Below are 22513 nucleotides of genomic sequence, written 5' to 3' on the forward strand. Positions count from 1 at the left end.
GTCTTCGCGTATCAAGAGGCCGTGGGAGGAAGGGGCGGTTGCCAACCGTCCTTGATCCGAACCACGAACCTGAAACCGCCGGCTTCGAAACCCGGCACAACAGGAGTGATACATGGCAAAGAAAGTGACCGGATACCTGAAATTGCAGGTGCCGGCCGGTGCGGCGAATCCTTCGCCCCCGATCGGTCCCGCGCTTGGTCAGCGCGGTCTCAACATTATGGAATTCTGTAAGGCGTTCAACGCGCAGACGCAGAAGGAAGAAAAGAACACCCCGATCCCGGTGATCATCACCATCTATGCGGACCGTTCCTTCACCTTCGAGATGAAGACGCCGCCGATGTCCCACTTCCTCAAGCAGGCCGCCAAGATCCAGTCCGGTTCGAAAGCTCCGGGCCGCGACAAGGCCGGCCAGGTGACCAAAGCGCAGGTGCGCGAGATCGCCGAGAAGAAGATGAAGGATCTCAATTGTGATTCCATCGAATCGGCCATGAAGATGGTCGAGGGCTCTGCCCGTTCGATGGGTCTGGAAGTTGCGGGGTAACGGGCCATGGCAATCGGAAAACGTTTGAAGAAGGCCCGCGAGGGTGTCGACCGCGAGAAGCTCTATCCGCTCGCGGATGCCATCAAGATGGTCAAGGAACGCGCCAAGTCGAAGTTCGACGAGACGATCGAGATCGCGATCAACCTCGGCGTCGACCCGCGTCACGCCGACCAGATGGTTCGTGGCGTCGTCACTCTGCCGAACGGCACCGGACGCACACTGCGCGTCGGCGTGTTCGCCCGCGGCGCGAAAGCGGAAGAAGCCAAGGCGGCGGGTGCTGACGTCGTCGGCGCCGAAGACCTGGTCGAGAAGGTGCAGGGCGGCAACATCGATTTCGATCGTTGTATCGCCACCCCCGACATGATGCCGCTGGTCGGTCGCCTCGGTAAGGTGCTTGGGCCCCGCGGCATGATGCCGAACCCGAAGATCGGCACCGTGACGATGGATGTCGCCACCGCCGTGAAGGGCGCCAAGGGCGGCTCGGTCGAATTCCGCGTCGAGAAGGCCGGCATCGTGCAGGCCGGCGTCGGCAAGGCCTCGTTCTCCGAGGAAAAGCTGGTGCAGAACGTGAAAGCGCTTGCGGACGCGGTGTCGAAGGCAAAGCCCGCCGGCGCCAAGGGCACCTACATCCAGCGCGTGGCGGTCTCCTCCACCATGGGCCCGGGCGTCAAGGTCGAGCCGGGCACGCTGCTCGGCTAATTCCTCGCGGCTTACGTGAATAAAATAAAAAAGGGCGGAATCGGGTGACCGATTCCGCCCTTTGCGTTTGATGTGGCATTGCGTAATCGTCGCAGCGCCGGACTTGCCAAGAAGGAACAACAATGCCCGAGAAGGTCCTGATCTATTCGCGTTTTCCAAAAGCCCAGATGGAGCGTTTCGGCGAGCGTTTTGAGCTCCTGAACGCGGCCGGCAAGTCGCCCAATGAAGTGTTTTCCGCCGAACAGCTCGCAGACATTCGCGCGATGATCACGGCCGGCGGCACGCCGCTTCGCGGCGAGGCGATGGACATGTTGCCGAAATTGAGCGCCATCGTCTGCTACGGCACCGGCTATGACGGCGTCGATCTGGCGGCTGCGGCGAAACGCAACATTGCGGTCGGCCACAGTCCGGGGGCGAATGCGGCATCCGTCGCCGACATCGCGGTAACCCTGATGCTGGCGGCCACGCGGCGACTGCTCGCGGCGGACGATTATGTGCGGGGCGGGAGTTGGGCGGCTGCAAAACCATCGCCGATGATGCGACCGCAGGCCGGGATGCTGGGCCGCAAAATCGGCGTCTACGGCATGGGTGAGATCGGCCGCAAGATCGCGGCGCGCGTCGCGGCCTTCGAGACCGAGGTCGGCTATTTCAGCCGCAGCCAGCACGACGTGCCCTATCAATATTTTCCGACGCTCGATGGGCTGGCCGAATGGTGCAGCGTCCTGATGATCGCGGTGCGGGCGGGGGCGGATACCAATCACGCTGTCGATGCCGATATCCTGAAGAAGCTCGGCAAGGACGGTTATGTCGTCAACATCTCGCGCGGCTCGGTGATCGACCAGCCGGCTTTGATCGCGGCGCTGACCGACCAGACCATCGCCGGGGCGGGCCTCGACGTGTATGCGAAGGAGCCGCATGCGCCTGACGCGCTGACGTCGCTGCCCAACGTCGTGCTCTCGCCGCATATCGGCGGCCATACGCTGGAGTCGCATGTCGCGATGCAGGACTGCGTGCTGGCTAATCTCGACGCGTTCTTCGCCGGCAAGCCGCTGCCCTATACGGTGCCGCTCGGCTGATGGCTTCAGTGCATCCCGGCGCCCGGCAAATGGCGCAGCTTGTCGGGATTTCGGACGATATAGATCGCGGCGATTTTCTCGCCGTCAATCGCCATGCTCATGGTGTTGTCGAGTTCGCCGTCCAGGTAGAGCAGGGCGCCGAAGGCGCCGTTGATCATGGCAGGCTCGATGCGCATGTCGTGGCCGGCGTTCTTGGCGGCAATACCGATGAAGAAGCGCGCGATCTTGTCGGCGCCGATGATCGGATTGCGCGCTGCCGTCTTGCGGCCACCGCCATCGGTGAGCGCCACGGCATCCTCTCGCAGCAGCGCGGCGAGTTGCGCAACGTTACCGCTGGTAACCGCCTCGCCAAATGCCTGCAGCAGGCGGGCGTGATTGTCGGGTGCGCGCGCCGGGGCCGGGCGATTGTCGCGCACCGCGCGGCGGCCCCGCGAGGCCAGTTGCCGGCAGGCCGCCTCGGTGCGGTCGAGCATGGTGGCGATTTCGGGGAATGGCGTGTCGAAGACGTCGTGGAGCAGGAAGGCCGCGCGTTCCATCGGCGACAGCCGGTCCAGCGCCAGCAACAAGGCGAATGAGAGATCGTCGGCCAGTTCGGTGGCGGCGTCGGCTGACAGGCCTTCCGCGTCGAACACGGGCTCGGGGAGCCACGGGCCGACATAGATCTCCCGCTGCGCCTTCGCGCTCTTCAGGCGATCGAGACAAAGCCGGGTCACGACGGTGACGAGAAACGCCTCCGCGTTGTGCACGTCCCGCGCGCCGGCAAAGCGGAGGTAGGCATCCTGCACCACGTCTTCGGCGTCGCTACGGCTGCCGAGCATGCGATAGGCGAGCCCGAGCAGGCGCCCGCGATGGGGCGCCAGCGGGTCGTCATCATGCGGCCTGTTTGACGACATCGACATTGTGTCCACTCACGGTGACACGCCGGCACTCCTTGGCGTAGCCGAGCCCCGCCTTCACCATCGGGAACATGCGGCCCATTTGCAGCGCCAGCGTCAGATCTATTACGCCTTTCTGGCCCCATTGGGCCCGGACGGCGTCGCGAAACTCGTCCTCCGCCTCGGCGGCCCGGCGCACCACGGCGTCGGCGAACCGGAATCCAAGCGTCGTCGCCTCATTCATCGCCCGGGGATCGCGGCGGAGAACCGCCTCGATCTGGTCCCTGGGCATGCCGGCTTCCAGCGCCATGTCGACGACCAGCTGCGTGCACGGACCACAATCCTCCGCGAGGGCGCCGACGATCTTGGCTGCGAAGCTCGCGTCGATCGGGACCGCTTCGCGGTGGGCGGCCGCCTTCATGAGGGGCGCGAACTTGAAGAAGGCGGCAGGGGACACGTTCAGCATCATTTCCATATAGCTGACGTCGTACCCGTAACGCTTGGCAAATGCGCGCAGCGTGCGGCGCGCGATCCAACTACGCATGATGCTCTCCTTGGCTGGGGAAGGCGGAATAGAGGGCGGCTGCCGACGGCAGCACGATGGCGAGGAGGTCGAAGGTGGGATGATGGGTGTGCCCGCCCGCCAACATCACCAGGTGGAGCAGGGCATGGGCGGTGAGAAAGCTGGCGCCCGCGACGGCCGCCGGCCAATACCGTGGCCGCCATGCCCGGGCGGCCAGCGCCAGGCCGGCCACGAGGAACGCGACCCCGATGTCCTGAACGAAATGTGGGTTGAACGGGCCGGTGTCCGGCACCCCGGGTACGGTTTCGTACCAGAGGGGGCCAGTCACCAACATGGCCAGTCCGTTCAGAACCGTGGGTATCGCAAGAATTGCCGCCAACTGACGCCGCATGGGAACCTCCTGCGGCCAAGACGAACCAGGAGCCCCCGGCGTGACAGAATTCATCAAAGAATTTCCGCGATTCGGGACGAAAATCTTTGTTCCGGCCGGGCCGATGAACTGGTGTGAATTTTGCCCTTGGCAAGCCGGACAAGACTCGGTAAACAACCGCTTCCGGGCGTGCTGGCAGTTGCTGGCACGTCCGTGCGCGCATTCCGAAAACCCGACACGGTAGGAGATCATTCCTTTCAGGACATCCGTATGGATTGCTCGAAAGGAAGGAAAACTCATCGCTTCGGTGGAGTGCGGCAGGGGTCTTTCGGCTTGCCGGATGGCCTCGATCCTGTCCGAGACTGCAGGCGCTCAAGTTGAAATTTGTGCCGAAACGCAAGTTTCTTCAACGGCTTAATCTTACAGCCTGCATAGACGGGTGAAGACCGGATTTCGCTTCAACGCTGCCTCGCGCGGCGTCATGGCTGATTTGGTTCGAACCTCGACACCCCGCGCCATCTGGTTCGGGAGGGCAGGCTTATCAATGTCGTCCTGCCCGGCGTGTCCTTGAGACTGGTGTCTAGAGGTCAGGTTTTGGGCGAGACGATGGGTGCAACCCGGCGGTCTCGCTTCTTGCGAAGGCCGCCAACCGGAGAGAGCTTGCTGTGGAAAGAGCGGCAAAAAAGGACGCGGTTGAGGCGCTGAACGAGGTCTTCAAGACCACGAGCGTCGCAGTCGTCGCCCACTATTCCGGCCTCACCGTGGCCCAGATGCAGAAGCTGCGCATGCAGATGAAGCAGGCTGGTGCGTCGGTGAAGGTCTCGAAGAACCGTCTCGCCAAAATTGCTCTTGAAGGCACGGATGTCGTTGCCATCGGCTCCCTGCTGAAGGGACCGACCGTGATCGCGACTTCAAACGATCCGGTAACGGCGCCGAAGGTTGCCATCGAATTTGCCAAGGCGAACGAAAAGTTCGTCATCCTCGGCGGCTCGATGGGTAAAACCGTCCTGGATGTGAACGGTGTGAAGGCGCTTGCCTCGCTGCCGTCACTCGATGAACTGCGCGGAAAGCTTGTCGGCCTCCTGGTGGCGCCGGCGACCAAGATCGCTCAGCTCTCGACTGCGCCCGCGGCCAAGCTCGCGCGCGTCGTCCAGGCCTATGCCTCAAAGAGCGAAGCGGCCTGACCCTTCGCAAATCAAACCTGGTTCGAACCAAACGTTTTAAGGAAATAGATCAATGGCTGACCTACAGAAAATCGTCGACGACCTCTCGAGCCTCACCGTGCTCGAAGCTGCCGAGCTCGCAAAGCTCCTCGAAGAAAAGTGGGGCGTGTCTGCTGCTGCCGCCGTTGCGGTCGCCGGTCCCGCTGCCGCCGCTGCCGCTCCGGCTGAAGAAAAGACCGAGTTCACGGTCGTTCTCGCTGCCGCCGGCGACAAGAAGATCGAAGTCATCAAGGAAGTCCGTGCCATCACCGGCCTGGGCCTCAAGGAAGCCAAGGACCTCGTCGAAGGCGCGCCCAAGCCGGTCAAGGAAGGCGTGAACAAGGAAGAGGCCGACAAGCTCAAGGCCCAGCTCGAAAAGGCTGGTGCGAAGGTCGAATTGAAGTAAGCGTACTACACAGAAAAGTGTGGGGATTCGCGGGGTTAGCCCCTCGAATCTCCACGATTCCGCCCCATATCGGAGCGGCAGCAGGAAAAGGCGGTAGGCGGTGGGGACGGCAGGGTTCCTGGCGTAAGCCGTTGGGAGACAGTCAGATTTCGGGCTTTTTCAGTCCGTGAAGCGGCAAGTTGAGACGGGCGGGTGCAGTCATGCGCCCCGCGCGTCGTTTTGCGTTTTGAAGGTCTAAGGTGCGAATTCAGGACTTAATTCCTGAAATTGAGCTTTGTTCCTTTTGAGCGATTCGAAATTCAACCCGGGGGCGATGGCAGTCGCGCTTCGGAAGGTTCGCCCACAAGGGCGACGAAAATGAGAGGCCACGATGGCGCAGCAGACATTCACCGGTCGCAAACGCGTTCGCAAGTTCTTTGGACACATCAAGGAAGTCGCCGAAATGCCGAACCTCATCGAGGTTCAGAAGGCGTCCTACGACCAGTTCCTGATGGTCGAGGAACCCCATGGCGGCCGGCTGGACGAGGGCCTCCAGGCGGTGTTCCGCTCGGTGTTCCCGATCTCGGACTTCTCCGGCACCTCGATGCTGGAATTCGTCCGCTATGAATTCGAGCCGCCGAAATACGATGTCGACGAGTGCCGCCAGCGCGGCATGACCTATGCTGCGCCGCTCAAGGTGACGCTGCGCCTGATCGTGTTCGATATCGACGAGGAAACCGGCGCCAAGTCGGTGAAGGACATCAAGGAGCAGGACGTCTACATGGGCGATATCCCGCTCATGACCATGAACGGCACCTTCGTCGTCAACGGCACCGAGCGCGTCATCGTCTCCCAGATGCACCGTTCGCCCGGCGTGTTCTTCGACCACGACAAGGGCAAGACCCATTCGTCTGGCAAGCTGTTGTTTGCCGCGCGCGTGATTCCGTATCGCGGTTCCTGGCTCGACATCGAGTTCGACGCCAAGGACATCGTGTTCGCGCGCATCGACCGCCGCCGCAAGATCCCCGTGACCTCGCTGATGTACGCGCTCGGTCTCGACGGCGAGACGATCCTGTCCACCTTCTACAAGAAGATCAATTTCAAGCGCGCCAAGGAAGGCTGGCGCGTGCCGTTCGACGCCGCCCGTTTCCGCGGCTATTCCACCATCAACGACCTGATCGACGCCGATACCGGCAAGGTCGTGCTCGAGGCCGGCAAGAAGCTGACGGTGCGCGCGGCGCGCCAGCTGCAGGAAAAGGGCCTCAAGGCGCTGCGCCTGTCGGACGAAGAGCTGGTCGGCAACTATCTCGCCGAGGATCTCGTCAATCCGAAGACCGGTGAAATCTATGCCGAAGCCGGCGAGGAGCTGACCGAGAAGTCGCTGAAGGCGCTCAACGAGCAGGGCTACAAGGAATTGCCGCTGCTCGACATCGACCACGTCAATGTCGGCGCCTACATCCGCAACACGCTGCATGCCGACAAGAACATGACGCGTGAAGACGCGCTGTTCGACATCTATCGCGTGATGCGTCCGGGCGAGCCGCCGACCATCGACTCGGCGCAGACCATGTTCCAGTCGCTGTTCTTTGACAGCGAGCGCTACGACCTGTCCGCGGTCGGCCGCGTCAAGATGAACATGCGCCTCGAACTCGACGCGCCCGACACCCATCGCACGCTGCGCAAGGAAGACATCCTGGCCGTCATCAAGACGCTGGTCGATCTGCGCGACGGCAAGGGCGAGATCGACGACATCGACCATCTCGGCAACCGCCGTGTGCGTTCGGTCGGCGAACTGATGGAGAACCAGTACCGCATCGGCCTCTTGCGCATGGAGCGCGCGATCAAGGAGCGCATGTCCAGTGTCGATATCGACACCGTGATGCCGCAGGACCTGATCAACGCCAAGCCGGCGGCTGCCGCGGTGCGCGAGTTCTTCGGCTCGTCGCAGCTGTCGCAGTTCATGGACCAGACCAACCCGCTGTCGGAGATCACCCACAAGCGCCGCCTCTCGGCGCTTGGACCGGGCGGTCTGACCCGCGAGCGCGCCGGCTTCGAGGTGCGCGACGTGCATCCGACGCATTACGGCCGCATTTGCCCGATCGAAACGCCGGAAGGTCCGAACATCGGCCTGATCAACTCGCTGGCGACGTTCGCGCGCGTCAACAAGTACGGCTTCGTCGAAACGCCCTATCGCAAGGTCAAGGACGGCCGCGTCACCGAGGAGGTCGTGTACCTCTCGGCGATGGAAGAGGGCCGTTATCGCGTGGCGCAGGCTAACGTGCCGCTCGACGCCAAGGGGCGCTTCACCGAGGACCTGATCATCTGCCGTCACGCCGGCGAAGTGCTGCCGATCACGCCCGACAAGGTCGACTACATGGACGTGTCGCCGAAGCAGCTCGTTTCGGTGGCCGCGGCGCTGATCCCGTTCCTCGAGAACGACGACGCTAACCGCGCGCTGATGGGCTCGAACATGCAGCGCCAGGCGGTGCCGCTGGTTCGTGCCGAGGCACCGTTCGTCGGCACCGGCATGGAAGGCGTGGTCGCCCGCGACTCCGGTGCTGCAATCGCCGCCCGACGCTCGGGCGTGATCGACCAGATCGACGCCACCCGCGTCGTGATCCGCGCCACCGAAGATCTCGATCCCACCAAGTCGGGCGTCGATATCTACCGGCTGATGAAGTACCAGCGCTCCAACCAGTCGACCTGCATCAACCAGCGTCCGCTGGTAAAGGTTGGCGACATCGTCAGGAAGGGCGACATCATCGCCGACGGTCCCTCGACCGATCTCGGCGAACTCGCGCTCGGCCGCAACGTGCTGGTCGCGTTCATGCCGTGGAACGGCTACAACTTCGAAGACTCGATCCTGCTCTCGGAGCGGATCGTGAAGGACGACGTCTTCACCTCGATCCACATCGAGGAGTTCGAGGTGATGGCCCGCGACACCAAGCTCGGACCTGAGGAAATCACCCGCGACATTCCGAACGTCTCGGAAGAAGCGCTGAAGAACCTCGACGAAGCCGGCATCGTCTATATCGGCGCCGAAGTCCGCGCCGGCGACATCCTGGTCGGCAAGATCACGCCGAAGGGCGAAAGCCCGATGACGCCGGAAGAAAAGCTCCTGCGCGCCATCTTCGGCGAAAAGGCTTCCGACGTCCGCGATACCTCGCTCCGCGTGCCGCCTGGCGTGCAGGGCACGATCGTGGAAGTGCGCGTGTTCAACCGTCACGGCGTCGACAAGGACGAGCGTGCGCTGGCGATCGAGCGGGAAGAGATCGAGCGTCTGGCCAAGGACCGCGACGACGAACAGGCGATCCTAGACCGCAACGTCTACGGCCGCCTCGCGGAGCTGCTGGAAAATCGCCAGGGCATCGCGGGTCCCAAGGGCTTCAAGAAGGACACCAAGATCACGCGCGCCGTGCTCGAGGAGTATCCGAAGTCGCAGTGGTGGATGTTTGCTTCGCCGAACGACAAGCTGATGAGCGAAATCGAGGCGATGCGGAAGCAGTACGACGAATCGAAGAAGGGCCTTGAACAGCGCTTCCTCGACAAGGTCGAAAAGCTGCAGCGTGGCGACGAATTGCCGCCCGGCGTGATGAAGATGGTCAAGGTCTTCGTCGCGGTGAAGCGCAAGATCCAGCCCGGCGACAAGATGGCCGGCCGTCACGGCAACAAGGGTGTGGTGTCCAAGATCGTTCCGATCGAGGACATGCCGTTCCTCGAGGACGGCACGCACGCGGACATCGTGCTCAATCCGCTCGGCGTGCCCTCGCGCATGAACGTCGGCCAGATTCTGGAGACGCATCTTGGCTGGGCCTGCGCAGGCCTCGGCAAGCGCATCGGCCAGACCATCGACGCCTACTATCAGAAGCAGGACCTCAAGCCGTTGCGCGAGACCCTGAAGAAGATCTATGGCGACGATGAAACCATCAAGACGCTGAACGACGGCGAGTTGATGGAGCTTGGCAAGAACCTGAGCCACGGCGTGCCGATCGCAACCCCGGTGTTCGACGGCGCCAAGGAAGCCGACATCGAGGAGATGCTGAAGCTCGCGGGCTTCGACGCCTCCGGCCAGTCGACCGTCTATGACGGCCGCACCGGCGATGCCTTCGACCGCAAGGTGACGGTGGGCTACATCTACATGCTCAAGCTGCACCATCTGGTCGACGACAAGATCCACGCGCGTTCGATCGGACCGTACTCGCTCGTCACCCAGCAGCCGCTGGGCGGCAAGGCGCAGTTCGGTGGCCAGCGCTTCGGCGAAATGGAGGTGTGGGCGCTGGAAGCTTACGGCGCGGCCTACACGCTGCAGGAAATGCTGACCGTGAAGTCGGACGACGTCGCCGGCCGTACCAAGGTGTACGAGGCGATCGTGCGCGGCGACGACACGTTCGAGGCGGGTATTCCGGAATCGTTCAACGTGCTGGTCAAGGAAATGCGCTCGCTCGGCCTCAACGTCGACCTGCACAATTCCAAGGTGGGGCCGGCGACCACGTCCGAGGCGGCTGAGTAACGCTTAAAGATTCCATGTCCGGCCAGGAGCGCGAAGCATGTCTTCGCGCAGATCGGCCGGGCATTCGCGCTCCTCTCGGACGTTGGGCGGGGCGCGCACCAAAAAAGAATTTCGAATTTGCTGCCGGTGACGATCGGCACGCGAGGAGAAGACGATGAACCAAGAAATTATGAATCTCTTCAATCCGACGACCCCGGCCCAGGTCTTCGACCAGATCCGGATCTCGATTGCGTCCCCGGAGAAGATTCTGTCCTGGTCCTACGGCGAGATCAAAAAGCCGGAGACCATCAACTATCGGACCTTCAAGCCGGAGCGCGACGGCCTGTTCTGCGCCCGCATCTTCGGGCCGATCAAGGATTACGAGTGCTTGTGCGGCAAGTACAAGCGGATGAAGTACAAGGGCATCATCTGCGAAAAGTGCTCGGTCGAAGTGACGCTGTCGCGCGTCCGGCGCGAGCGCATGGGCCATATCGAACTGGCCGCGCCCGTTGCCCACATCTGGTTCCTGAAGTCGCTGCCGTCCCGCATCGGCCTTCTGCTCGACATGACGCTGAAGGATCTCGAGCGGATTCTGTACTTCGAATATTACGTCGTGCTCGAGCCCGGCCTGACCGCGCTCAAGGACCGTCAGTTGCTGTCGGAAGACGAGTACCTGAAGGCGCAGGACGAATACGGCCAGGATTCGTTCACCGCCATGATCGGCGCCGAAGCGATCCGCGAACTGCTGAAGGGGCTTGAGCTCGAAAAGCTCGAGCAGTCCCTGCGCGCGGAAATGCACGAGACCGAATCCGACATCAAGCACAAGAAGCTCGCCAAGCGGCTGAAGATCGTCGAGGCCTTCCGCTATTCCGGCAACAAGCCGGAGTGGATGATCCTGACCGTGGTGCCGGTGATTCCGCCGGACCTGCGTCCGCTGGTGCCGCTCGACGGCGGTCGCTTCGCGACGTCGGATCTCAACGACCTCTACCGCCGCGTCATCAACCGCAACAACCGTTTGAAGCGGCTGATGGAACTGCGCGCGCCCGACATCATCATCCGCAACGAAAAGCGCATGCTGCAGGAGGCCGTCGACGCATTGTTCGACAACGGCCGCCGCGGCCGCGTCATCACCGGCGCCAACAAGCGGCCGCTGAAGTCGCTGGCCGACATGCTCAAGGGCAAGCAGGGCCGCTTCCGGCAGAACCTGCTCGGCAAGCGCGTCGACTATTCGGGCCGCTCGGTGATCGTGGTCGGTCCCGAACTGCGCCTGCATCAGTGCGGCCTGCCGAAGAAGATGGCGCTCGAACTGTTCAAGCCGTTCATTTATTCGCGGCTCGACGCCAAGGGCCTGTCCACCACCGTGAAGCAGGCGAAGAAGCTGGTCGAGAAGGAGCGTCCCGAGGTCTGGGATATTCTCGATGAGGTGATCCGCGAGCATCCGGTGCTGTTGAACCGCGCGCCGACGCTGCATCGCCTCGGCATTCAGGCGTTCGAGCCGGTCCTGATCGAGGGCAAGGCGATCCAGCTCCATCCGCTGGTTTGCGCCGCGTTCAACGCCGACTTCGACGGCGACCAGATGGCCGTGCACGTTCCGCTGTCGCTGGAAGCGCAGCTCGAAGCGCGCGTCCTGATGATGTCGACCAACAACATCCTGCACCCGGCGAACGGCCAGCCGATCATCGTGCCGTCGCAGGACATCGTGCTCGGCCTCTACTACGTGTCGATCATGCGCGAAGGCCTGCCCGGCGAGGGCAAGATCTTCGGCGACATGGCCGAACTCGAGCACGCCCTGCATTCGAAGGTCATCCACCTCCACACCAAGATCAAGTACCGGTGGGAGGGCACCGACGAAACCGGCAAGACCACCAGGCGCTGGATCGAAACCACCGCGGGCCGCGTCATGCTCGGCACCTTGCTGCCGAAGAACCAGAAGATCTCGTACGACATCATCAACAAGCTGATGACCAAGCGCGAAATCTCCGGCGTGATCGACCAGGTCTACCGTCACTGCGGCCAGAAGGAGACGGTGATCTTCTGCGACCGCATCATGGCGCTCGGCTTCTACAATGCGTTCAAGGCCGGCATCTCGTTCGGCAAGGACGACATGGTGGTGCCGCACTCAAAGTGGAAGATCGTCGACACCACCCGTACGCTGGCGAAGGATTTCGAGCAGCAGTACAATGACGGCCTGATCACCCATGGCGAGAAGTACAACAAGGTGGTCGACGCCTGGTCGAAGGCGACCGAAGAAATCGCCAAGGAGATGATGAAGGAAATCTCCTCGACCAAGAAGACGCCGAAGGGCGCCGACGCCGACATCAACTCGATCTACATGATGGCGCATTCGGGCGCGCGCGGCTCGCCGGCCCAGATGCGTCAGCTCGCCGGTATGCGCGGCCTGATGGCGAAGCCGTCGGGTGAAATCATCGAGACGCCGATCATTTCCAACTTCAAGGAAGGTCTGTCGGTGCTCGAATACTTCAACTCGACCCACGGCGCCCGCAAGGGCCTCGCGGACACCGCGTTGAAGACCGCGAACTCCGGTTACCTGACCCGCCGTCTGGTCGACGTGGCGCAGGACTGCATCATCACGCAGGACGATTGCGGCACCAAGCTCGGCATCAAGATGCGCGCCATCGTCGATGCCGGCACTGTCGTCGCTTCGCTGGCGTCGCGTATCCTCGGCCGCACCACGGGCGAGGACCTGCGCGATCCCGCGACCAACAAGGTCGTGGTCAAGCGCGGCACGCTGATGGAAGAGACGCATGTCGACGCCATCCAGCAGGCCGGCATCCAGGAAGTGAAGATCCGTTCGGCCCTGACCTGCGAACTCGTCAACGGCATCTGCGGCAAGTGCTACGGCCGCGATTTGGCCCGCGGCACGCCGGTCAACCACGGCGAGGCGGTCGGCGTCATCGCCGCTCAGTCGATCGGTGAACCCGGCACGCAGCTGACGATGCGCACGTTCCACATCGGCGGCGCGGCGCAGATCAACGAGCAGTCGTTCGTGGAGTCGAACTTCGACGGCAAGGTGACCATCAAGAACAAGGCCATCGCCCGGAACAGCGAAGGTCATCTGGTCGCGATGGTTCGCAACATGGTGTTTGCGATCACCGATGCCGACGGCACCGAGCGTGCGACCCACCGCATTCAGTACGGCGCGCGCGTGCACGTCGATGAAGGCGACATGGTCAAGCGCGGCCAGCGCATCGCGGAGTGGGATCCGTACTCGCGGCCGGTTCTCACCGAAGTCGAAGGCACCATCGGGTTCGAGGATCTGGTCGAAGGCCAGTCGATCTCGGAAACGCTGGACGAATCGACCGGTATCGCCAAGCGCGTCGTCATCGATTGGCGCGCGTCGCGGGGCGGGGCGGATCTGCGCCCGGCCATCGTCGTCAAGGGCAAGGACGGCAAGGTGCTGAAGCTCGCACGTGGCGGCGATGCCCGCTACATGCTGTCGGTCGACGGCATTCTGTCGGTCGACGTCGGCGCCAAGGTCAAGGCCGGCGACATCCTGGCGCGTATCTCCACGGAAAGCGCCAAGACCCGCGACATCACCGGCGGTCTGCCGCGGGTGGCCGAACTGTTCGAGGCCCGCAAGCCAAAGGACGCGGCGATCATCGCGGAAATCGCGGGCACCATCCGCTTCGGCCGCGACTACAAGAACAAGCGCCGCATCTCGATCGAGCCGATGGACAAGACCGAGGAGACCAGGGAGTACCTGATCCCGAAGGGCAAGCACATCCATCTGCAGGACGGCGACATCGTCGAAAAGGGCGATTTCATCGTCGAAGGCAATCCGGCTCCGCACGACATCCTGGCGATCAAGGGCATCGAGGAACTCGCTGCCTATCTGGTCAACGAAATCCAGGAAGTCTACCGGCTGCAGGGCGTGCTCATCAACGACAAGCACATCGAGGTGATTGTCCGTCAGATGCTGCAGAAGGTCGAGGTCACCGACCAGGGCGACACCGACATGATCTCGGGCGAGCAGGTCGACAAGATCGAGTTCGACGCGCTCAACCTGAAGGCCAAGGAAGAGGGCAAGAAGCCCGCCACGGGAACGCCGGTTCTGCTCGGCATCACCAAGGCGAGCCTGCAGACCCGCTCGTTCTTCTCGGCGGCCTCGTTCCAGGAGACCACCCGCGTGCTCACCGAAGCCGCCGTCAACGGCAAGGTGGACCCGCTGGAAGGCCTCAAGGAGAACGTCATTGTCGGCCGGCTGATCCCGGCGGGCACCGGCGCCTCGATGGCCAAGATCCGCGAAGTCGCGGTCAAGCGCGACAAGCTGATCCTCGACGAGCGCGAGAAGCAGGCGACGATCGTGCCGACCGCTCCGGAAGCGGAGCCGCTGGCCCTGCCGCCGGCGGAGTAAGGGTTCCGTTCCACCTGGTTCCTATCAACAACAAAAGCCGGCTGCGAAGCCGGCTTTTCCTTTTTTGACGGCGCGACCCGTGCTTCACCCATAAGGGTGATACGTGCTACCAGCTCACGGTGTGCAGTCCGGCCATGTTGACGATCCCCTTCGATTCCCCATGAACGCATCAATTGATCCAGAACGCCTGATCGATCGCATTTATGAGGCCGGACTCATCCCCTCGCTTTGGCCAGCCCTGCTTGGCGAACTCGGTGCGGCGGTCGGCGGCAATGGCGGTTTTCTGTTCGGCGTGCGGGATGGCTACACAAGCGCGGTCAATTCTGTCGAATATGACGCGCTCATGCCGGTTTTCCTGACAGAGGGATGGAGCGAACGCGATCCTAACCTGCCGCGCGCCATCGCGCTGAATCGTGCAGGCTTCGTCACTGACTATGACCTCCTCTCGGAGGAGGAGATTGCGACCAACGAAGTCTACTGCAACTTTTACCGCAAACATGGCCTCGGCTACCGGGCCGGGACGATCATTCCGATGCCGAGCGGCGATTCAATCGCGATTGTGCTGCCGCGGCATCAGGATCACGGCCCGGTGCCGCAACAGGTCGTCGATCTGCTGGATGGATTGCGGCCGCATCTGGCCCGGGCTTCCCTTGCAGCAAACCGCCTTGGCTTCGAGCGCGCACTTGCTCAGGTTGATGCATTGCAGGCGCTCGGCCTGCCGGGCGCGGTGCTGCGCGGGCCCGGCCGGGTGTTCGCGGCGAACGGCCTGTTCGATACGCTGATGCCTTCGCTGTTTCAGGATCGCGCCCAGCGCGTGATGATGACGGACGTTGCGGCGGATGCGCTGCTCGCCGAAGCGCTCGGTACGCTGCCTCTTGCCGGCAGCCGGACCGTGAAATCCATACCGGTCGCCGCGACGGTGGATCACGTGCCGATGGTGCTGCATGTCATCCCGGTACGCGGCGCCGCCCGCGATATCTTCACCCAGGCCACCGCGCTGCTGGTGGTGACGCCGGTCGACCGCGCCGCGGTGCCGACCGCGGAAGTCCTGCAAGGCCTGTTCGACCTGACACCGGCGGAAGCGCGCGTGGCGCGAGGCATTGGCCAGGCCGAAACCGTTGATGCACTTGCCGACGCGACAGGCGTCAATCGGGAGACGGTGCGCAGCCAGCTCAAGGCCGTGCTGTCCAAGACCGGCCTGTCGCGCCAGCAGGAGCTGGTCAGCCTGCTGGCCGGCAAGGCGTTCCGTGGCGGTTAGACAGCCGCGCCCAGGGCTGCGGAGGTGGACCCTCCGGGCGCCCGTGCCGACGGAATAGGGCTTCCGCAAGAATACGGTGCGAAGACAAAAGGCCGGCACAAGCCGGCCATTTTGCTGCTTTCTTTCATTGCTGCGTTGCGAGGACCTGCTTTGTTCATCTTCCCTTCAGGGTGAAAAGCGATTTTGGTAATGTGGTTTAGACCGGCTGCTTCCCGAAGGCAGGGGGCCGGAGGGCGACGGAAAAGACATGTTGGATCTTGCAATCGTAGGCGGCGGCCCGGGTGGGCTGATGAGCGCGTGGTACTTGAAGAAAAAGCTCGGCGATCTCTGCCGCGTCACGATCTACGAGGCATCCGACCGGGTCGGCGGCAAGATCGTCTCGCGGAAGTTCGATTCCGCGCCGGCGATGTATGAGGCCGGCGTCGCCGAAATCTACGATTATTCGATGACCGGCCCGGATCCGCTGCGGGAACTGATCCAGCATTTCGGCCTGCAGACGATACCGATGGACGCCGAGCAGGTGCACCTCGATGGCGAGCTGCTCAACGACGTGCCGGGCATGCGCCGCAAGTATGGCGAGAGGACCGCGGCTGCGATCGAGGCGTTCCGCAAGCGCTGCAGCGATATGGTATCGCCGATCGAGTATTATGAGGGCGTCGGCGCCCACGACAACGAGCATCCCTGGGCCTACATGACCTGCGAGGAAGTGCTGGACGAGGAGGTCGACGATCCGATCGCCAAGCGCTTCTTCAAGGTGATGGCACGTTCCGATATCGCGACCGAAAGCCACAATACCAACGGGCTGAACGCGCTGAAGAACTTCGTGATGGATGTCGACGGCTATATCGGCCTGTATTCGATCCAGAACGGCAATGAGCAGTTGATCGAGTGCCTGCGCTCGGAAGTCGATGCCAACATCCAGCTCAATCACCGCGTGCTCAAGGTCGGCAAGACCGATAGCGGCCGCTATCAGCTCAACATGATGAACGGGAAGGGGCCGGAGACACGGGATTTCGATCTGGTGCTGATGTGTCTGCCGCATTCTTGGCTCGCCACCATGCGCTGGGATGGCGAAGAGCTGCGCAAGTCGATGGTCAAGCACGTCGCCTATTTCGACAAACCGGCGCATTATCTGCGGGTTTCGATCCTGTTCGACGAACCGTTCTGGGGCGAGAAGATACAAGGCGCCTGGTTCATGTCGGAAGCGTTCGGCGGCTGCTGCGTCTACAACGAAGGCGCACGCCATGACGTCGGCCGGCACGGCGTGCTGAACTGGCTGATCGCCGGTTCCGATGCGCTGGCATATGCCAATCTGAGCGACCAGGAACTGATCGATGCCGCGTTGAAGTCGCTTCCGGCGTCCTTCGGCGACGCGCGCGACCATTTTCTGGAAGGCAAGATCCACCGCTGGCTGTCTTCGGTGAATGCGCTGCCGGGCGGCCTGCCGGTGCGCGACGTCATGACCAACCACCGGCCGGAGCCAAAGCAGCATCCGGGAATCGTCGTGGTCGGCGACTATCTGTTCGATTCGACGCTGAACGGCCTGCTCGACTCCTCCGACGCCGCCACCGATATCATCTTGACCGAGATGATGCGGCTGCGCCGCGCCCGCGCACAAGAGGACGGGATATCGTCCGACAAGATCGACCGCAGCTATTTCGAGAATTACCGTGGCGTCGGCCCCTACAGCGAAGTCTGGAGCCGGTTTACCGATCCGGCCTATCTGACGGACCTGATCAAGATCGTCTGGAACAGGGCCAAGGGCTACAAGCTGCTGGTTGCCGGCTCCGCCAGCGGCGAACTGGTCGGCGCGCTGCGCGAGCGCGGCATCGATGCCTGGGGTATCGAAAACAACAAGGCGATCCACGCCAAAACCCCGAAGGCGCTGAAAAAGTACAACAAGCTCGGCTCCATCGTCGACATGCCGTTCAAGGATGGCGAATTCGATTTCGTGTTCGAGACCAGCCTGTGTCACGTCGCCGAAAAGCAGGTCCCGCGGGCGGTGCGCGAACTCAACCGCGTCGTGAAGACCGGGCTGCTGTTCGGATCGGTGACGTCGGACATGGCCCCCGCGCTGATCGACCGTTACGACCTGTTGCGCGGCGTGAAGAAGCTCGGCACCTGGTGGGAATGGTCTGAATTGTTCTTCGGCAGCGGCTTCGACCTCTCGATGCACCGCCGCGACTGCACCGATGCGGTGTGGGCGGCGACGCTGGCTGCCAACAAGGGGCCGGGGCAGTGGTACGCCGACGCCGACAGCCTGCGCTATTCGTTCTTCGACAAGGTCGAATCGGACGATTGAGGTCCGAACGGTGTATTAAGGCGCGACCGGCTCTGATGAATCAGCGCGGGTTGCGCCAAATGTTTGCCGAATTGATCCCGATCGCATAGAATCCGCACGGGTAGCGCTCGCCGCTGCCGCGTTCGATTTGCGGTCAAGCCGGCCGTGCAGCATCGGTTGGTTTCATGGCGCCCAAGCCTCCTTCCTCGGATGATCTGAATCCCGCGCCGGCGGACGATCCTGAGCTGACGAAGAAGCTCGTGTTGGAGGCTGTCGCGCCGCTTTCCGGCGGTAAGGGGGCCGGCGCGCCCCCCGACGATGACAAGGACGACCAAAAGGACGAGCTGGAGCTCGACGACGATGATGATGACGAGGACCTCGTCGTCTTCACCGCCAAGGAAGCCGCCGGCGCGATGGCGACCATCTACGGCTTCGTCAGGCCGTATCTCGGCAATTACAGGAAGCTGCTCGTCTTCGTGACCTTCGGCGTTCTCGTTGAGACGCTGTTCAACGTCATCATGCCGCTGAGCCTCAAATTCCTGATCGACGACGCGCTCGGCGAAGAGGACTTTCAGGCGCTCTACAAGATCCTCGGCGTGCTGGCGGTCGCCGGCATCATCACCTCGATTATCGCGGTCTGGTATGAACGCTGGGATGCGCGGCTGGCGGCGTGCATCATTGCCGACGTGCGGAGCCGGCTGTTCGAGCACGTCCAGAACCTGCCGGCGTCGTATTTTGCCCGCACCAAGCGCGGCGAGATTCTCTCACGCTTTTCGATCGACCTTGCGGCCTTCGAAGGCTCGGTCAAGACCTTCGCCAACAGCGCGGCGCTGCCGTTCCTGGAACTGATAGCCGGCATCATCCTGATGCTGTTTTTGAACTGGCAGCTCGCGGCAGTCGCCTTGCTGGTATTCCCGATCACGCTGATCGGGCCGCGGATCCTGACGCCGAAGGCGGTGCAGGCGAATTACGAGCAGAAGCTCAACGAATCGGCGCTGCTCGGTACGGTGCAGGAAAATGTGGCCGCGCAGGCGGTGATCAAGGCGTTCAGCCTGCAGCGCCGCACGCTGGGTTGGTTCACCATGCGCAACCAGGAAGTGCGCATCAAGACCGCGTCCGCCGTCTTCCTCTCCACGATGGTGGAGCGCACCGTCACCATTTCAGTATTGCTGCTGCACCTCGTGGTGCTGGCGATCGGCGCCTATCTCGCCACCAAGGGCCAGATCACCATCGGCACCTTCGTCACCTTCGAGAGCGCGTTCTGGGAGGTGTCCTACAACATCGCCCATCTGATGCATTTCATTCCGGTGTCGATCCAGTCGGCGGCGGCGGTGCGGCACATCCAGGAACTGCTGGATGAGCCGACGCGGGGCGCCGATCGCCCGGGCGCGCCCGATATGCCGCGCATCACCAACGACATCACCTTCGACCGCGTTACCTTTGCTTACGAGGGCAGCGACACGCCGGTGCTCGACAATTTCAGCCTCAAGCTCGGCGTCGGCAAGCGCATCGCGATCGTCGGCCCCAGCGGCTCGGGCAAGAGCACGCTGCTCAACCTGATCCTGCGTCTTTACACGCCGGACGAGGGGCGCGTGGCCATCGACGGCGTCGATATCCGCCGCGTGACCCGCGAATCCCTGCGCAGCGGTATGGCGGTCGTGTTCCAGGAGAACATGCTATTCAACATGTCGATCCGGGAGAACATCCGGCTCGGCAAGGAAGGCGCCAGCGACGAGGAGGTCGAGGAAGCGGCGCGCAAGGCCGAGATCCACAGCTACATCATGAGCCTGCCGCAGAAATACGACACGCCGGTCGGCGAGCGCGGCGACACGCTGTCGGGCGGCCAGCGCCAGCGCATCGCAATCGCGCGCGCGATCATCCGCAATCCCTCGCTGCTGCTGCTCGATGAGGCGACCTCGGCGCTCGATCAGACCACGGAAGCCGCGATCAACCGCACGCTTCTCAACGTGGCGGAGGGCCGCACCATGATCTGGTCGACCCACCGTCTGACGTCGGTGGTCGAGATGGACGAGATCATCGTGATTTCAGGCGGCAAGGCGATCGAGCGGGGCTCGCATACGCAGTTGCTCGCGGCCAACGGCGTTTATCGCAAGCTCTGGGACGACCAGGGCCACAGGCAGCATGACGCCGCCGGTCAGGCCGACGACGACAATGAAGACGACGACGATGATGAGGATGACGACGAGGAGTGAGCGCGGCGGCTTGACCCCGCGCTGATTCCGTTTCGCATCCGCCGCAGGGCGCCTTCACCGAACCACGCCAGGAAGCGCGCCCAGCGCTGCGCACGCCAGTAGAGCCCGTTCTCGATCGTGAGCTTGCGGAAGCTTATGGCTTTCGCCATCGACCAGGTATCGCAAGCCTGCTTGACCGGATCGTCGTAAAAGGAAGCGATCTTGTCCGCGCCCATGCCCTCGGTCGCAAGCCAGGCGGGGATATGGACGTTGCAGAGCTGGGCTATGTCGGTGAACACCTTGTCGGTGCCGGTGCCGGTAACCGGGCAGGTGGCCGCAAAGGCGTCGCCGACCAGCACGACGCCCGCTTGGCGATGGCCGGTTGAGACATAGAGATCGGCGGGCCTGATCTTGACGTCGCCGGCAACGCCGTATTCGCCGGTGATGCGGCGCAGCCTGGGCAGCGCGGCGTTCATGGTTTCGACCGGCCTGTGACGCATCTCGCGCAGCCAGGGGTCGTCGACCTCGCGGTAGACGAAAAGGTTGGCCCGCATCCGGCTTCCGACAGGGAAGAGCGTTACATAGGCGACGTGCTCCTTTACCCGTTCCGAAAAATAGGTGAGGGCGGGAAATTCGAAGGCCGGGCGTCCGACCGGCACCAGGTTGAATCCGATCGAGATGGAATGGCTGACGCTGAGGACCTGGCGCTCGATGCCGAGATTGCGGCGCAGCCCGACACTCAGGCCATTGGCCAGCACCACCAGCCGCGCCGAGATGGTTTCGCCGTTGGACAGCGTGAGATTCTGCCGCTCTGCGCTGGTCGAGACATCGGTCACCTTGGCGTAGATCAGTTCGGCGGGGGACGGGATTTCGGCGCGGATCGCGCCGATCAGCGCGTCATACATGATGCCGTATTGGCGGCTCGGCTTCTTGTCGAGCAGGTAGCCGAATCGCGCGATCCAGTTTTCGCCGTCATGGGTGGCCGAGCGAAGCACCGAATCGGCGATTCCGGTCTGATAAAAACGATCGAGCTGCTCGTCGCCGCTGATTTTTTCGACGCGGAAGTCGAATGGATAGACCTGATGCGGATCGATCAGAACCGTCGGAATTCCCGCACGTCCAAGCATGGCGGCCGCGGTCGAGCCGGCAAGGCCGCCGCCGATGATCGCGATATCGGTATACTTCATGGGGGATTCCCGGTCTCGAAGCGGTAGTTTTGCGCCCCGAAAGGCAAACAAAAGCTTAGCCGGGAAAAAGTGGAACCAGTATTTAGTGTTTTTGGATATTTTTATCCGGGTAAAATTAGCGGCTGGCGCGACTCAAGTGAGGGCGGGGCACCGCTATTTCGAGCTTGCCGAATTCGCGCGAAGCACTGAATCCGCAGACGCCATAGGCGTTTCCAGCGTTCTCGTTTCGCTTGACTTAGCTATCCACCGCTTATAGAAGACGGCCACTTAACGACAGGCGGTGAGCAACGCCAGCGTCGGAACGGAACACCCTTTCAAATCCTTACGGAAGTTTCCTAAAGGACCTGGACGGGCACCAACCTCGACGAATGCCGCTCAAACGCTGTCGATCATATTGCTAGGCAATGCCAGGACGATTTTAGTTCTCTTGAGCACGTCCTCTTGAGAGTGAACTCGGATGCATGACCACGGTAGCAGGCCGGACAGCGAACGCTGATCGGCCTTTATTCGCGGTCCTCTGCGGCGTCGAAGCGCTTTCCGCTCAGCGATGGGTGGTTGGCGCGATTTCGCTTTGCGTGGATGTTTTTCACGCAAGGCGGGCCGAACGGAACGGCTAGTTCCGAGAAGAATTTGCGAAAGCCATTCTAGGTTTCGCGCGAACTAAAGGGTGAAGGCTGACATGCCGACGATCAACCAGCTGATCGCAAAACCGCGTGCGGTGCAGAAGTCACGCAAGAAGGTGCCGGCGCTGCAGCAGTCGCCGCAGAAGCGCGGCGTTTGCACGCGCGTCTACACCACGACCCCGAAGAAGCCGAACTCGGCGCTTCGTAAGGTTGCCAAGGTGCGCCTGACCAACGGCTTCGAAGTGATCGGTTACATCCCGGGTGAAGGCCATAACCTTCAGGAGCACTCGGTGGTCATGATCCGCGGCGGCCGCGTCAAGGACTTGCCCGGCGTGCGCTACCACATCCTCCGCGGCGTCCTCGATACCCAGGGCGTCAAGAACCGTAAGCAGCGTCGTTCGAAGTACGGCGCGAAGCGTCCGAAGTAAGCGGGAACA

General features: G+C 62.6%; 15 protein-coding genes. 11 read left to right on the forward strand and 4 right to left on the reverse strand.

What is annotated here, in order from left to right; genetic code table 11:
• Nucleotides 1-112: 112 nt before the first annotated feature.
• From rplK to C7G61_RS21400, 3 genes are all read left to right on the forward strand, one after another.
• Complete coding sequence (gene rplK, locus C7G61_RS21390; protein WP_108518044.1) at nt 113-541, forward strand: 50S ribosomal protein L11; 429 nt, start codon at nt 113-115, stop codon at nt 539-541.
• 6 nt (nt 542-547) lie between these two features.
• Nucleotides 548-1240, forward strand: a complete 693-nt coding sequence (gene rplA / locus C7G61_RS21395; RefSeq protein ID WP_108518047.1) for a 50S ribosomal protein L1 — start codon at nt 548-550, stop codon at nt 1238-1240.
• A gap of 122 nt (nt 1241-1362) precedes the next feature.
• Complete coding sequence (locus C7G61_RS21400) at nt 1363-2316, forward strand: 2-hydroxyacid dehydrogenase (protein WP_108518049.1); 954 nt, start codon at nt 1363-1365, stop codon at nt 2314-2316.
• Nucleotides 2317-2321: 5 nt separating this feature from the next.
• On the opposite strand, the gene C7G61_RS21405 is transcribed toward C7G61_RS21400, so the two are convergent.
• The 3 genes from C7G61_RS21405 to C7G61_RS21415 are packed head-to-tail and all read right to left on the reverse strand — an operon-like array spanning nt 2322 to nt 4105.
• Complete coding sequence (locus tag C7G61_RS21405) at nt 2322-3209, reverse strand: sigma-70 family RNA polymerase sigma factor (protein WP_108518405.1); 888 nt, start codon at nt 3207-3209, stop codon at nt 2322-2324.
• A complete protein-coding gene (locus C7G61_RS21410) occupies nt 3187-3735 on the reverse strand; it encodes a carboxymuconolactone decarboxylase family protein (protein WP_108518051.1) in 549 nt (182 codons plus the stop codon). The genes C7G61_RS21405 and C7G61_RS21410 overlap by 23 nt, the downstream gene beginning before the upstream one ends.
• Nucleotides 3728-4105 carry a hypothetical protein gene (locus C7G61_RS21415; protein WP_108518053.1) on the reverse strand — a complete coding sequence of 126 codons (378 nt, stop codon included), beginning with the start codon at nt 4103-4105 and terminating at the stop codon, nt 3728-3730. Before C7G61_RS21415 ends, C7G61_RS21410 begins: the two co-directional genes overlap by 8 nt.
• A 644-nt stretch (nt 4106-4749) precedes the next feature.
• Between C7G61_RS21415 and rplJ the strand changes: the two genes are divergently transcribed.
• From rplJ to C7G61_RS21450, 7 genes are all read left to right on the forward strand, one after another.
• A complete protein-coding gene (gene rplJ / locus C7G61_RS21420; protein WP_108518055.1) occupies nt 4750-5268 on the forward strand; it encodes a 50S ribosomal protein L10 in 519 nt (172 codons plus the stop codon).
• A gap of 52 nt (nt 5269-5320) precedes the next feature.
• A complete protein-coding gene (rplL, locus tag C7G61_RS21425) occupies nt 5321-5692 on the forward strand; it encodes a 50S ribosomal protein L7/L12 (protein ID WP_108518057.1) in 372 nt (123 codons plus the stop codon).
• 370 nt (nt 5693-6062) lie between these two features.
• On the forward strand, nt 6063-10181 hold the full coding sequence (gene rpoB, locus C7G61_RS21430) for a DNA-directed RNA polymerase subunit beta (RefSeq protein WP_108518059.1): 4119 nt from the start codon (nt 6063-6065) through the stop codon (nt 10179-10181).
• A gap of 154 nt (nt 10182-10335) precedes the next feature.
• The gene (gene rpoC, locus C7G61_RS21435; RefSeq protein WP_108518061.1) at nt 10336-14535 is read left to right on the forward strand and encodes a DNA-directed RNA polymerase subunit beta'; all 4200 of its coding nucleotides are present in this window, start codon (nt 10336-10338) and stop codon (nt 14533-14535) included.
• Between the two features lie 160 nt (nt 14536-14695).
• On the forward strand, nt 14696-15793 hold the full coding sequence (locus C7G61_RS21440; protein WP_108518063.1) for a helix-turn-helix transcriptional regulator: 1098 nt from the start codon (nt 14696-14698) through the stop codon (nt 15791-15793).
• A 247-nt stretch (nt 15794-16040) separates the two neighbouring features.
• Entirely contained in the window at nt 16041-18095 is a 2055-nt protein-coding gene (locus C7G61_RS21445; RefSeq protein WP_108518065.1) for an FAD-dependent oxidoreductase, read from the forward strand.
• Between the two features lie 164 nt (nt 18096-18259).
• Complete coding sequence (locus tag C7G61_RS21450; RefSeq protein ID WP_108518067.1) at nt 18260-20287, forward strand: ABC transporter ATP-binding protein; 2028 nt, start codon at nt 18260-18262, stop codon at nt 20285-20287.
• Here the strand turns inward: C7G61_RS21450 and C7G61_RS21455 are convergent.
• A complete protein-coding gene (locus tag C7G61_RS21455) occupies nt 20230-21453 on the reverse strand; it encodes an FAD-dependent monooxygenase (protein ID WP_108518069.1) in 1224 nt (407 codons plus the stop codon). The genes C7G61_RS21450 and C7G61_RS21455 overlap by 58 nt on opposite strands.
• A gap of 679 nt (nt 21454-22132) precedes the next feature.
• Between C7G61_RS21455 and rpsL the strand changes: the two genes are divergently transcribed.
• Nucleotides 22133-22504 carry a 30S ribosomal protein S12 gene (rpsL, locus tag C7G61_RS21460; RefSeq protein ID WP_108518071.1) on the forward strand — a complete coding sequence of 124 codons (372 nt, stop codon included), beginning with the start codon at nt 22133-22135 and terminating at the stop codon, nt 22502-22504.
• The last annotated feature ends 9 nt before the right edge of the window (nt 22505-22513 follow it).

Origin of the sequence: Bradyrhizobium algeriense (genome assembly GCF_003062295.1) — a bacterium.
Lineage (GTDB): Bacteria > Pseudomonadota > Alphaproteobacteria > Rhizobiales > Xanthobacteraceae > Bradyrhizobium > Bradyrhizobium algeriense.